At 35.3% G+C, this 13,370-nt stretch carries 12 protein-coding genes; 3 read left to right on the top strand and 9 right to left on the bottom strand.

Features of this window, described 5'->3' with window-relative positions:
• Nucleotides 1–121 precede the first annotated feature (121 nt).
• The 6 genes from NZ853_02665 to NZ853_02640 form a co-directional block, all read right to left on the bottom strand.
• Nucleotides 122–1,336 (bottom strand): 6-phosphofructokinase, encoded by a 1,215-nt coding sequence (locus NZ853_02665; protein MCS7204579.1) that lies wholly within the window; start codon nt 1,334–1,336, stop codon nt 122–124.
• A gap of 80 nt (nt 1,337–1,416) precedes the next feature.
• A complete protein-coding gene (locus NZ853_02660) occupies nt 1,417–3,021 on the bottom strand; it encodes a methyl-accepting chemotaxis protein (GenBank protein ID MCS7204578.1) in 1,605 nt (534 codons plus the stop codon).
• A 404-nt stretch (nt 3,022–3,425) separates the two neighbouring features.
• The gene (locus tag NZ853_02655; protein MCS7204577.1) at nt 3,426–3,659 is read right to left on the bottom strand and encodes a YggT family protein; all 234 of its coding nucleotides are present in this window, start codon (nt 3,657–3,659) and stop codon (nt 3,426–3,428) included.
• A 7-nt stretch (nt 3,660–3,666) separates the two neighbouring features.
• Nucleotides 3,667–5,670 (bottom strand): VC_2705 family sodium/solute symporter, encoded by a 2,004-nt coding sequence (locus tag NZ853_02650; GenBank protein ID MCS7204576.1) that lies wholly within the window; start codon nt 5,668–5,670, stop codon nt 3,667–3,669.
• A gap of 1 nt (nt 5,671) precedes the next feature.
• Complete coding sequence (locus NZ853_02645) at nt 5,672–5,935, bottom strand: DUF4212 domain-containing protein (protein MCS7204575.1); 264 nt, start codon at nt 5,933–5,935, stop codon at nt 5,672–5,674.
• A gap of 77 nt (nt 5,936–6,012) precedes the next feature.
• A complete protein-coding gene (locus NZ853_02640; GenBank protein ID MCS7204574.1) occupies nt 6,013–7,635 on the bottom strand; it encodes a hypothetical protein in 1,623 nt (540 codons plus the stop codon).
• A gap of 428 nt (nt 7,636–8,063) precedes the next feature.
• Here NZ853_02640 and NZ853_02635 point away from each other — a divergent pair, with 428 nt between their 5' ends.
• From NZ853_02635 to NZ853_02625, 3 genes are read left to right on the top strand one after another with little or no spacing between them, the layout of a single operon-like run.
• Nucleotides 8,064–8,573, top strand: a complete 510-nt coding sequence (locus NZ853_02635) for a hypothetical protein (protein MCS7204573.1) — start codon at nt 8,064–8,066, stop codon at nt 8,571–8,573.
• 13 nt (nt 8,574–8,586) lie between these two features.
• Nucleotides 8,587–10,089, top strand: a complete 1,503-nt coding sequence (locus NZ853_02630) for a hypothetical protein (protein MCS7204572.1) — start codon at nt 8,587–8,589, stop codon at nt 10,087–10,089.
• Complete coding sequence (locus tag NZ853_02625; GenBank protein MCS7204571.1) at nt 10,086–10,859, top strand: pseudouridine synthase; 774 nt, start codon at nt 10,086–10,088, stop codon at nt 10,857–10,859. Before NZ853_02630 ends, NZ853_02625 begins: the two co-directional genes overlap by 4 nt.
• Nucleotides 10,860–10,896: 37 nt before the next feature.
• Here the strand turns inward: NZ853_02625 and prfA are convergent, their stop codons facing one another.
• From prfA to NZ853_02610, 3 genes are all read right to left on the bottom strand, one after another.
• Nucleotides 10,897–12,009, bottom strand: a complete 1,113-nt coding sequence (gene prfA / locus NZ853_02620; GenBank protein MCS7204570.1) for a peptide chain release factor 1 — start codon at nt 12,007–12,009, stop codon at nt 10,897–10,899.
• 77 nt (nt 12,010–12,086) lie between these two features.
• Complete coding sequence (locus tag NZ853_02615; protein MCS7204569.1) at nt 12,087–12,443, bottom strand: metal-sensitive transcriptional regulator; 357 nt, start codon at nt 12,441–12,443, stop codon at nt 12,087–12,089.
• 116 nt (nt 12,444–12,559) lie between these two features.
• Nucleotides 12,560–13,360, bottom strand: coding sequence for a YdcF family protein (locus tag NZ853_02610; protein ID MCS7204568.1), 801 nt, complete (start codon nt 13,358–13,360; stop codon nt 12,560–12,562).
• Nucleotides 13,361–13,370 lie beyond the last annotated feature (10 nt).

Below are 13,370 nucleotides of genomic sequence, written 5' to 3'. Positions count from 1 at the left end.
GTTGATTTCCATTCCAATCCAATTTCTTTATAAAATGCCATCCATTGAAAATTTTAATTGAAAGGGATACATAGCCGCAGATATAATCTCTGCGGCATTACGGGATTGGAATACAAAAAAACTAATAGGGGCGGATGGGTTTACCTGAAATTTTTTCGAAAGTAAATTCGATTTTTTCTTTTGGTTTTCGTCCAAAGTTAAATCCCATTTGCTCGTAAATCAACACTGATTCTTCGTCTACAAGTCTTTGTTTGATGGATTCTTTGATATCCATGTATTGAATCTTGCCATTCAAATAACCAGCAACAGTCACGCCGAAGATTCCATTTAAAGCGAGATGAACAGCAGAAGCTCCAACCTCGAGTCCAAAATTTGCATCAATTGGAGTCGTAAAACCACAGCGGACCAAATGGCTTGGTCGGATTTCTCGAACTTCTGGAATGTCGTAAACTCCTTCTACATACTGACCTGTTCGAATCATAAACTCTTTGATTTCGGGATCCTTTTTGATACGGTCTTCGATCTGCTTCACTACGTATTTTCCAGCTCCCATGAGCTTTTTATGTCCAAAAGAATCGGGTGGTGCACTTTCATCCACAAGCTCTTTCCCAGAAGCATCCTTGAGCCCTTCAGCAACTACAATAATCACTGTTCCTGCCTTTACATCACTTTTTTCAATTCGTTCAATGAATCGTTTTTTTACGAATTCATACAAATAGTCAAAATCAACAGGAATTTCTGGGATTAAGATTGCATCGGCTCCACCAGCAATTCCCCCACGAAATGCTGTATGACCTGCATAGCGTCCAAAAACCTCAATCACAATGATACGGTTATGAGTTCTTCCCGTAGTTCTCAAATCCCGTGCAAACTCAGCAATACGATGGATGGTGCTATCACCTCCCACACTATAAGTCATCAAATCAAGATCCATGGTTTTGGGAATATGAACACAGGGAATCCCTTTATCCGCCAAGTCTGCAACGACACTACCTGTGTCATCTCCACCTGCGATTAGCAATGCATCGATATTAAAACGCCTTAAGTTTTCTTTGATTTTTTCGTATTTTTGATCATCTTTGATTTTTTTGATCTGGACTCGAGAGTTCCCAGCTTCACTTCCCGCAAGAGTTATATCCACTAATTCCAATCGTTCGGGTGTGAGTTCTACTAATTCATTGAATTTATCCAAATTATACAAACCCGCATATCCATTAGGGATGATAAAAGTTTTGATACCGTACTTCAACGCGGTCAGAGCTGCACCTTTGATGACAGCATTTAAACCACCTGCATCACCACCAGATGTAATGATACCAAAGTTTTTAATATTCATGTTTCTAATTTTTGCTTTTTTCGAAAAATCTCAATCCTTTTTTGCACCTAAAAACGAATATTGATTAAAAGAGTTTTATACTATTTTCTCAACAAATCTATTTTAAAACCTATTCGAACAGCTCCCCAATGTTTTCCAAAGACATATACTGGGTAAGATATATCATGCATGATTTCTCCAGTATCTCGTCTATAGGATTGCAAAAGATATTGATTGGATTTGTTCGTCACTGCTTTGAGTCCCGTCGTGTCATCAAAAATCCTTTTGGTTCGATTGTTAACTAAATCAATTTCATAATTACCTGTTAATGGTTTTGAGTATTTTAAATTATGGGTAGGAACGTAACCATGATCATCATTGAGAATCGCAAACACAAAAGCAGGATGCCTCTGTAAGAATTCTTCTTGCACAGGTTGAATATATTTATCTGTGAAAGCATCAAATTTAGTATGAAATTTCTGAGGGTTCGTATTAGGGATTGGAATATAAGTTCGATCAAATAAGTCTTCTAAAGAAATCAGTTTTTTGTTCACACCGTCTTCTAATACTTTAGCACATGCTTGTGCGAACTCCTTGACAATTTCTCCAATCTTTTCAATTTCATGCTTAGTTTCATCTGTTAATTCAAATTCAGAAGCTGTCTTTTTTAACCCTTTCGCATCTTGCCTTAGATATTTTAAAGTCTTCAAGATGTCTTCTACATTCTGTTCATTACCTTGAATATAGTTACTAATATAGTTTAGATTTACTGCAAAAGTTTCTATATTTTGTGCTTGTTCTTCTGTAATTGCAGATATACCTTGTATTTTTTCATTTACCAAACGTATTTGTTCAATGATAAAGTTTATTTGTTTTTCAGAATTAATGGATATAAAGATTCCTTCGTTTGCTAACTTTCCACCACTTGATATTATCTTAAGTGTTTCATCACTTAATTCATGTAATTCATAGATCATATTACTTATCTCTTTTACTGCACTTCGTGTTTTATCCGCTAGTTTTGATACTTCATCAGCAACTACAGCAAAACCCTTCCCTGCTTCCCCTGAACGTGCCGCTTCGATTGCTGCATTCAATGATAATAAGTTTGTTTTGTCTGCAATTTCCTCTATGGTTCGTAATATTTTATTTATTTTCTGAATGGACTGAACTAATCGGTTTGTCGCATCTAAAGTCTTCGTGACAATTTCGGATAAGTTCCTTAAATAATTTGCTGTCTTTTTTATTTCTTCTTTTCCTTTCTCAGCTGCTATTGTTGACTTTTCAGAGAACTCAACTATCTTTGAGATCTCATATGTTGTATTGTTAATACTAGTTGATAATTCTTTGATAGTTTGATTTAGATTTTGTATGTTCTTCGATTGATCTAACAAACGGTCTTTTATTTCAGTGATATTTTTATATATGTCATCCGTATTTTTTGAAATATCCTTCGAGACGTTTTGATAGTATAACATATTCTGTTCGGAAGCAGAACTCAGATTTTTATATTCTAAAAGTGATTTGTTGTAATCCTGCTTTAAGATTTCGATTAGTTCTTCATTTTTTTTATTTTGCGATGTTAAGTTTTGAAAAAAGTTATTCAAAAAGTATCCTATCACAGCTGCTAAGAGTAATATTGCAATGTCCCAAAAAAAGACAAAATCCTTAGCATAAACTTCTCCAGTTGTATACGCACTAAACACAAATATTGATAAACTTAAAAAAACATTTAAAAAAAATAGCTTAGATTTTACAAAAGTAATTAAGAAAAAAAAGCTCAAAAAAATATAACCATACAATACTAATGGATTTGCATAATAATACAAAAAGACAGCAAAAATAGGAGATACAAAGTATTTCGCTTTTTGAAAGAAATTTGTTTTCTCCCATAAGAATAAATTCAGTATTAGCATTATAATTACTGAAAAAAAGATTATCGACAGATTTATTAATGACAAATCAGGATTTTTTCTATAAAAAATATATACCACAGAGATAAAAATTATATCATGTAGAATAGCAATGAACTTATAAAACCAATTCATGTTCAAAAAAACATTTTGCTTCGTCTCCATAGTTCGAACCAAAGTATGTTATATAATTTTATTTATAAAAAAAGTATAACAATTAGCCTTAACATCAAAATTGTGATGATGATAACGAATGTTCTACAGCATGGTAAGAATTGAAATAGTTTATAAACAGGTTCTGTTACTGTAAAAAACATTTTGAGTAGCACGTTTTGAGGATTTTCAGTAAATAAAGAAATAATGGCTCGTGCTACCACGAGCCACATATAAAAAGATAGGGTGTAATTAAGTAATAGTTTTATATATTCCATGAATTAATTAATTTTCAACGTCTTTGTAAGCAATTTCACCTTTTGGATGTCGGATATGATAGATGAAATCTTGGATTTCTTGTGGTGGTGGTGGTGTTAAACGAGATACTACAATGGAAACCACAAAGTTAGCAATCATTCCAAAAATACCAGAGTTAATGGTTCTTATACCAAACCAATCTAATCCGTAGAACCTACTTCCTATCAAGTAGAAACCACAAACTAACAATCCAACGATCATACCGGCAATAGCACCTTGTTTGTTATTTCTTCTATCCCAGACACCCAGTAGAACTTGTGGGAAGAACGTTGAAGCTGCCAAGGAGAATGCCCATGCAACCAACTCAACGATAATTGCTAATCGGAAGCTTGCCACATAAGCACCAATAACAGCTATCACTAATAGCAAGGATTTTCCGATTTTTACCCTTGTATCTGGAGAAACATTTGGATTGATAATTTTGTAGTATAGGTCATGTGCTATCGCATTAGACATTGTGATCAACAATCCATCAGCTGTTGATAACGCTGCTGCCAATCCACCAGCTGCTACTAAACCTGCGATTACATAAGGCAAACCGGCAATCTCTGGTGTAGCTAATACAATAGCGTCAGGGTGCACTCGTATTTCGGCAAATTGAACGATTCCATCACCATTTACGTCTGCAATAGTGATCAATCCTACTTTACCCCAGCTTTGTACCCAACCAGGTAAAGCATTAACTGCTTGTCCAACGATACTCAAAACCAACTCACTTCCATAGAATGCTGCGTACGCTGGAGCTGTAAAGTAAAGCAAGAATATGAAGAACAATGCCCATCCTGCTGAGGATCTTGCTTCTCTAACTGTGGGAGTTGTATAAAATCTCATCAAGATATGAGGTAATCCTGCTGTTCCTACCATCAATACAAATGTCAATATGATAAAGTTAGCATAATCCACTGTTTTTGCAGGTGGAGATACGTAAGATTTGGGCGGTGCAGATCTCGCACGAGCGTCTTTCATTGCTTCTTCCCACTTGGTCTTTGCTTCCTCAGGTGATTTGGGGTATTTATTTAATTGTTCTTGGATTTTCGCTTTTTCTTGTTCGTCGGTTGCAGCAGCCAACTTAGCTTCGAGTTCTTTTTTCCCTTCTTCCCAAGAAGTTGGTAATGCTTTGATTTTCGCTTCTAAGTCAGCGGCTCTTTGCTTGAGGATTTCTCGAACCTGTTTTTCAGTTTCATCTTCACGGTATTTTGCACGAGCTTGTTCAATATTTTGTAGAGCTTGACCATATGTTAATTGTGGTATAGGTATGCCTGTTTGTTTATAGGACATGAAGATCGCAGGTATCAAATAAGCGATGATCAAAATGATATATTGGGCAACTTGGGTCCATGTTACAGCCCTCATTCCACCCAAGAAAGAACATACTAAAATTCCTACTAAACCTAAAAATACTCCAATCTCAAATGGGAATCCCAAGAAACGAGATGTAATGATTCCTACTCCAGTTACTTGTGCTACTAAATAAGTAAAAGATACAATCAATGCGGAAATGATACCTATGAGTCTTGGAATTTTTCCCCCATATCGGCTATCCAAGAAATCTGGAATGGTATAAGCACCGAATTTTCTCAAATATGGTGCTATCATTACAGCTAATAGAACATACCCACCAGTCCAACCCATGATGAAGGCTAAACCATCATATCCCATAGCATAAACAGTCCCTGCCATCCCAATAAAAGAAGCAGCGGACATCCAGTCAGACGCAGTAGCCATTCCATTGAAAATTCCGGGAACCCTTCGTCCTGCTACATAATACTCAGTTACTTTTTTAGTTCGAGAGATGACTCCAATCACGGCATACAACAAAATTGTTCCGAACAAGTAAGTGTAACCAATATACTCTTTCTTTAACCCAAAATATTCGGCTATTCCTAGGACTATAATGAATCCTAGAAAGCCTAACGTAAATATTCCATAAACTTTTTTCAGTTTTTCATAAAATGGATCTTTTACTGTCATCTTAGCCCTCCTCACTTAATCCATACTTTTCTTCAATCTTACTCATTTTAGTTGCGTAATACCAATTTAAGATCACAAAAGTCGTGATTGCACCTTGAGCTCCCATATAATATCCCAATGGAAAGCCCAAAAACGTTATTTTATTCAAAGATGGTGCAAAAAACGCTGCGCCATAAGAAACCAAAAACCAGATGATCATCACTATCCACATCTGGACCACATTTTCTTTCCAATATTGATCAATTGTTTCCTTACTTACTGCCATTTTTGGATCCTCCTATTGATAAAGCTTGAGTTAAATTAGTACATAGTAAAAGCGGGGGATGATCCCCCCCGTTAACTTTAAATATTATGCTGTATCGATACCTGGATTCTACGATCTGTCACTTTGTATGTTCTTTGAGGAACTCCTTTGGTAGAAATGATTGTAGGATCAGGGATAAAGAATTGATCTAATTTCAACACTCTATAATCACCTGTCGCAATACCAGCATCTCTCTTGATTTGCTGATATATAGTTCTAAATCCTTTGTCATCTTCTAAGTATTCTGCTTCAAAGATACCATACATAACTCCAATCCATGTTTTTCCTGAACGGAATCGAACTTGTGGTATGATAGATGTTGCAGATTTTAGAGTGGGTGTTCCTCTCGCGAAATAAGGAGTTGCTAAACTAGCTGTTAGTGTTGGCGGAGTTCCCGTAGTCGTTATTGTTACCCCTACTGAGTCATCCTTTGTTCCTTTGTTGTCAGTTTTTCCTAGGATAATACTGTATTCGATACTTTTCCCCCAAATGGGTTGTATCCAATAAGCATCAATTTTAACAGGTGTGTATTCTTTTAGGGTAAATGCTCTTAACAATGCTGCATCACTAGGTGATACTCCTAATGCTCCCAAATTATCTAAAAGAAAATTTCTTTTTTCTGCATATCCACCAATCATGAGAAGGTGTGAAGTATTTTCTCCGTTTAAATAAGCAAAACGAATTTGACCATTGTTTTCTTTATCGAAGTTGATACGTCCAAAGATTTGCCATGTAAAACCGTTTACTTTGTTTTTGTTATTACCAATTTGAACATCTCTCGTTACGCCATCATATGAAACTACAGTTGGATAAAGTCTGATTTCGTTGAAATCTAATGTGATACCCCCTGAGAAAAGGTCAGATTTGTATTCTAACTGAATATCAATATCAGGTCGGCTTGCAAAACGTTTGGGTCTGGTTAAATAAACAGGTATTGGTGAAACAGAACAAGTCGCTCCTGGTGCTCCCGTGACAGTACATGTTTGTGTAATGGTTCCATCGGCTCCTGGAATACTTGTAGCCGGTGCGGCGAATTCACTATGATAAGCTCGATATACAGCAAATAGATGTAAGTTTAGTCCACCTCCTAAATCTTGAGTCAAACGCACTAATGGAGATCGGTTCAAAACGTGAAATGGTGATGGTGAAAATTGTACAGTATCTGGATTATACCCAGCTACGAACAAAGGATGCCAGTTCATACCTGCATTTAGTTTGGTAGCACCCCAGTCTAGAGTTATATGTGCATGACGTAGACGTGTCATCCATGCTTCATGGTTTGCCGTTCCGAAGAAGTCTATTTCGATAAAACCAGATGTTTTCGCTCCAAATGCTGTAGGTCCTGTGGCCGTTAAATTCACACGAGATTGAACTGTTGTGATATGGGCTTGAGGAACCGCATTAAGATCCTGATTGTTACTTAGAATGTAGAGTTCTTTAGCTTGTGGATCTGTTATCACTGCAGGCGCTTCCGTTACTTGCCTTCTTGGCGCTGGATAGAAAATATACATATCGTCACGTGAAGCCACTACAGCTCGTGAATCCTGAAACCAATCAACCTTGACGTATCCACCCCACTTAATCCCCTCTTCTTGGGAATACAAAGGGATAGCCGCGATAGCGAATGCTAATCCTAACAATTTTTTGAGTTTCAGCTTCATACTCTCTCTCCTTTAGCCATATGAATTAAATAAGGACAACAGAAAAAATTCAATAACACTTATCAAAAACTCTTCCTACCTTTACTTAAGTTTCACTCAATTTATGGTTGTTTTCTATTTTTTTCTAAATTTATTTTAGAGGAAAAATAAGTCGGCTTTATCTTTTTTGCAATCACTTTTTTACTTTTTTCTAAGAAAATCGTAAAATTTTTTTCTAATAACTAATAACTAAAACAAAAATGTTATTCTCCTATTTAAAGAACAAAATCCAAAATTATAATAGTTTTTTATGTAAAAAAATTTATAAAACTTTTTATAAAATTTTAAAACAATTTATATTTCATTACACGATTAGTCGAATTTCTATCTGAATTAAAACAAATTTTCTATTTCTTAAAAAAGTATTGCATTCTCATTTTTTCGATTTTTTGTATGAAAAAAAAATCCATAAGGAGCCCATCTTGAATCTAAAGGTCATACATCTCATAAGAAAACTAGAAAGAATCGAACGAGATATAGAAGAAATTCAAAATATGTTAAACACCCTACCATCTGATAGAGAATATTTCCCAAAACTCAAAGACTCCCTTTTAGATGAATACCATCGCTTAAATCAACTTAAAAAGGAAATTTACAAACAAACAGTGTATATTCCCGAAACCCACAGAGAATTCCTTGTAAATTTATTCCCAGAAGAAGAAAAACAACCTCAACAAAGTATCGAGATTACATTTGAAGTTTCAACATCTCAGAACCAACAAGAAACACCAAAAACACATCCACAACCCGACCATCAAGCAAAACAAGCTCAAAACCAAGAGCTGCAAGAGCCAAAAGAAAACACAAAAAATAAAGATGACAAAGAAATCAAAGAGAAAAAAGCTCGAAAAGATGATAAAACCATCAAACGTTCAAACTTTATTTTTAAATTAGACTAACAGGAGAAATACAATGAAAGTAAAAAGTTTTCGAACTTGGTTGTTTGTCATAGCTTTTCTTCTCTCTTTTTGTTCTAATCGGAACGAAGTTTTAGTGGAATACCAAAATCAAAATCAGATAGAAACCATCAAACGAAAAGATTTACAATTCATCGTGGAACTGAATGGTTTTCGCAAAAATGAAGTTTCCGTGGCAACACAAAACCAGATTTTAGAAGAACTCGCTTTCTTGAGTGTAGGCAAACTTGCTTTTGAGAATTTACCCTCAGAAGAAAAACAAAAATGGGAAAACTCCCTCAAACGTTCACTGATTTTCTTAGAAGAAAAAGCATTTTTGAACGCCATGAATTTTCTTTTACAAGAAAAAGCATCAGAACATCCATATAAAATGATCACAATCCAACTATTGTTTTTGAAAAAACTTCCCAATCTTGATCGCTCGCAGGAAGCAAAAGATCTTTTAGAAACCCTCAACAAAACACAAAATGATGACGAGATTGAAAAACTCATTTTTGAAAAAAACGAGAACCTACGCTATAAAATCTTAGGAGGTCTCGTTGATCCCATTTGTGTGAATTGTGGTGATTCTCCTATATCCCATTTCATCGATCCACTTTTAAAAGAAAAAGAAGATGAAAAAAAATTCCATCTGATTGAAGATAGTAATGGCTATTGGCTTATTCGAAAGATCCAAATCAAAGAAGTAAAAGAAATATCCTTGAAAAACCTTTACGAGGATTATCATCGCAAAAGCCAATTCGTAGCAAGAAAGTTCTTCAACAACCCTAACTATACCAAAGAATTCAAAGAACAAGAAATCAATAATCTAAAACAGCAACTACTTTTCGACGAAAAAAAGATCGAAGAAATTTCAGAACAACAAGCAAAACACCAAGCAAAGTTATTAAAACAAAATAGCTACACCAATCACCTTGTTGAGCTCCAAAAACAAAATGAATTTCGATTGAACGAAAATACAATCCAACACCTTAATACCACACCTATTCAAAATTGGGATGAAAATTTAATCCTTTTCGAATACCAAAAAAAGCCTTATAAAATCAAAGATTTTTTTGATCTGATTCGAAAATATGAGGTTTCGATTGAAGCATTATCTCCTACTGAAGTTGCGAATTTGTTGAATCAAGTCTATTCGTCTTTTGTTGTTTTGCAGGCATCTCCTTATAAAAACGAATCCGAAACATTTAAGCAAAACTTCAAAGATTTGATGCTAAAACAAACCTATACGAACTTTTTGATCCAGAGTGAGTATGCCAACCTTCAAGTTTCTCAAGAAGAAATCATACAATACTATAATCTGAGAAAAAACAACGAATTCAAGGTCATAAATAACAATCAAGAGATGATTTTACCCCTAAATGCAGTAAAAGAAAGAATCAAACAAAATCTTCTGACTGAAAAACGACAAAAAAAGATTCAAGAAATCAAACAAACTTTATTCCAAAAGTATAGCGTAAAGATCCACAAAGACAGACTAAAAGAAGGAAAGATATGAATTCCAAAGCCATAGAAGAATGGATTTCCAAGATCGAAATTATCGATCACAATCCTAATTTTTTGGTTCTATACAAGCCAGAAGGTTTAGCTTTTTATGAAGAAAGCCCAGCTCCTAGCCTTCTTCGTATTGTTCGAGTCATGGAACAAGAAAAAATAATACCAGAAGGAGAACGTCTTTTCCCGGTCCATCGATTGGATAAAATTACGTCAGGAGTGATCATTTTCGCAAGAGGGAGGAAAGCCTCGAACATTCTAGGAAATCATTTTCGCTTTCACCGAATCAAAAAAATTTATCTGGCATTGTCTTATCGAATTCCCAAAAAAAAACAAGGCGCGATTGTAGGGGATATCCAAAAAGATCGACGTAGTCGATGGAAACTTCTTCGCACAAGGGAAAATCCAACTTATACTTTTTTTAAATCGTTTCCCTTTATTCGAGAAGATGCAAAATACTTTCGCATTTTTCTTGTAATGCCAATCACAGGAAAAACCCATCAGGTTCGTGTTGTGCTGAAGAGTTTGGGTTCTCCTATCGTGGGAGATCCTCTATATGGGAAACCCAGTTTAGCTCGACGGGAAGATCGAACCTATTTACACTCATATGGTATGAAGTTCACTTTCGAAGATAAAAACTACGAATACGTGATCCCCCCAAAAAGTGGTGTGCATTTCCTTCATAAAGAATTTCAGGGATTTTTAAAGCAAATCGGAAATCCCTTTGAACTACCTTGGAAATACAAAATCCCACCCCTAAAAACTGATTTGTGATTTTTTTAAGTCGGCAAATTTTCTAATACGAAAAAATCTAAGTCTTTGCTTGGATGGTTTGGTTTTTTCGGAGTTCTTCTAATTTTTGTAATTTTTCATGCTTTACGAGTTCTTTTAGTAATTCGAGCATTTCGCCATTCATGAATTCTTCTAAATTATACATGGTGAAGTTGATACGATGGTCAGTAACTCTTCCTTGAGGGAAATTGTAGGTGCGTATTCGTTCGGAGCGGTCTCCTGTTTTGACTTGGCTTTTCTTGAGATCTGCAATCTCTTTGTGTTGTTGTTCATCATGGAGTTGTTTGAGACGAGCTCTTAAGATTTTCATGGCTTTTGCTTTGTTCTTATGCTGCGAACGTTCATCTTGACAACTCACGACAATCCCCGTTGGGATGTGAGTTATCCTCACAGCAGATTCAGTTTTGTTGACATGTTGTCCGCCAGCCCCACTCGCACGAAACACATCAATACGAAGTTCTTTTTCATCGATTTCGAATTCAGTTTCTTCTACTTCGGGAATGACGGCAACTGTCACAGCACTGGTGTGGATTCTACCATTGGCTTCTGTGATGGGAATCCTCTGTACCCGATGTGCTCCCGCTTCTTGATGCAAAAGTTCATAAGCCTTATCGCCTTGCACACTAAAGACGATTTCTTTATAACCACCTAACCCTGTTTCTGAGGTAGAAAGGATCTCCATTTTCCAACCCTGCTTGTCACAAAACTTGCTATACATTCGAAACAAATCAGCGGCAAATAGGGCTGCTTCTTCTCCTCCCGTTCCTGCTCGTATTTCCATAATAATGTTTTTCCCTTCATTGGGATCAGGCTCTAAAAGCAAAGACTCTATCTCCAAGTGATGTTCATTTAAGTAGTTTTCGATTTCCTCCAATTCCATTTTTGCTAATTCTTTTAATTCTTTGTCTGAATTTTCGTCTTCTAAGATTTGCTTTGCTTCTTCGTAAGCCTTGAGCTTTTGAAGGAAATTCTGGATAGTATCTTTATAGGATGATAGCCTTCGATGTTCTTTAGATAGCTCTTTGAATTTTTCTCCATCATTCAAAACTTCAGGCTGAGAAAGCAAATACTCTAATTCATGAAATCGATCTAACTCTTTTTGAAGATGGTCTTTTAGAGGTTTCCAGTCCATATAAAAAGTTGTTTATAACGTTGAAATTGTTTCTCCTTTTGATGTCAAGAATTTTTACAAGAAACTTCTGGGACGGATTATTTCCCGTATTTTCGTATTAGGCTAATGAAATCCTTCAAGGCTTGCTCTTTGCTTTGGGGATTTTTTTCAACTACATTCTGAAAACACTGTTCTGCTTCTTTTTCTAAAACTGCCATAGCAACTCCATCGAGAGCTGATTTGATGGCAGTGATTTGGCTTAAAATATCCACACAAGCTCTTTCATTTTCGATCATTTTTTTTACTCCTTGAACTTGACCTATAATTCGGTTCATTCTTTTGATCAGATTCATTTGATCACTGTCTTGTTCAAAATCTTCTATCTCTTTTTCTTTTTCTTTTATCTCTTCTTGGTTGACTAACTTTTTTTGTCTTTTTTCTCTAATTGTACTCATAATTACATTAATTCTTATCGAAATCACAAAATCAAGTTCTTTCGGTATTAGATAAAATATTACTACTAATTAAATAAAAAAATTCACCCAAAAAGCCAAGTTAAATTTAAAAAACATTAGTTTGAACTTTTTGAGTTTCTTTTTTCTAAGTAAGACTTTACTTTGTAAGATATAATCCCAATCATTTCTTTATAGAAGATCGTAAACTTCATCAAGCCAGTATCACTTGGGAAGTAGCTTTCTAAGCCAGATAGCTCCCTCAAACTTCGATAATCAGTCGGATAAGGTATGATTTCTATTTGTAAGTTTGGAAAATGGATCTTTTGAACGTCTTTAAAAGTTTGATATGCTCGATACATGTGAAAAGCAGAGGTGACTAAATACGCTTTTTTGATGTTTTTTTCTTTGCATATTTTTAGGGTATATAATGCATTTTCATACGTATTTCGGGATTCTGATTCTAAAATCAGATGTTTAGGAGGGATACGAAAACGTAGATACTCTTTTAGAGATTCTGCTTCTGGTTGTATCGTTTGTCGAAGGTATCCGGTAGCTCCATTGACAATCACGAATTGGGCTTTTTTCATCTCCCACAATCGTTCTGCTACGATAATGCGATCCACACCATCCGTAAACTCAGGCCATGAACTGACCTTGCGAAGGGGGTTACTCAAACCTCCCAATACAATCACAGCATCGACTGATTCTGCTTTTTGGAGTTCGATGTGTGGATAAAGATCCTCGAGCTTTTTCATCAAAAAGCTTGCTCCCGCTTCTGTTGAAAATACTCCAAAAAGTATCCACAAAAAAAGTAAAAATCGGCTTCTTTTAAAAACCAAAAAAATCAAGACCAAAAAAAACATTAAGGGCAGAGGAAATAAGAAAGTAGCAAAGATTTTCGAAAGATAAAAAAACATAGAAACATTT

It is taken from the genome of Leptospiraceae bacterium, assembly GCA_025059995.1.
Taxonomy (GTDB): domain Bacteria; phylum Spirochaetota; class Leptospiria; order Leptospirales; family Leptonemataceae; genus SKYB61.
Note: the sequence above shows the minus strand (reverse complement) of the source record. Positions and strands in the feature narration are given on the sequence as shown.

Coding starts and splice junctions, on each gene's coding strand:
- NZ853_02645 (MCS7204575.1), bottom strand. CDS start 5,935: ATGGCAGTAAGTAAGGAAACAATTGATCAATATTGGAAAGAAAATGTG.
- NZ853_02630 (MCS7204572.1), top strand. CDS start 8,587: ATGAAAGTAAAAAGTTTTCGAACTTGGTTGTTTGTCATAGCTTTTCTT.
- NZ853_02650 (MCS7204576.1), bottom strand. CDS start 5,670: ATGACAGTAAAAGATCCATTTTATGAAAAACTGAAAAAAGTTTATGGA.
- NZ853_02610 (MCS7204568.1), bottom strand. CDS start 13,360: ATGTTTTTTTATCTTTCGAAAATCTTTGCTACTTTCTTATTTCCTCTG.
- NZ853_02615 (MCS7204569.1), bottom strand. CDS start 12,443: ATGAGTACAATTAGAGAAAAAAGACAAAAAAAGTTAGTCAACCAAGAA.
- NZ853_02665 (MCS7204579.1), bottom strand. CDS start 1,336: ATGAATATTAAAAACTTTGGTATCATTACATCTGGTGGTGATGCAGGT.
- prfA (MCS7204570.1), bottom strand. CDS start 12,009: ATGGACTGGAAACCTCTAAAAGACCATCTTCAAAAAGAGTTAGATCGA.
- NZ853_02655 (MCS7204577.1), bottom strand. CDS start 3,659: ATGGAATATATAAAACTATTACTTAATTACACCCTATCTTTTTATATG.
- NZ853_02640 (MCS7204574.1), bottom strand. CDS start 7,635: ATGAAGCTGAAACTCAAAAAATTGTTAGGATTAGCATTCGCTATCGCG.
- NZ853_02625 (MCS7204571.1), top strand. CDS start 10,086: ATGAATTCCAAAGCCATAGAAGAATGGATTTCCAAGATCGAAATTATC.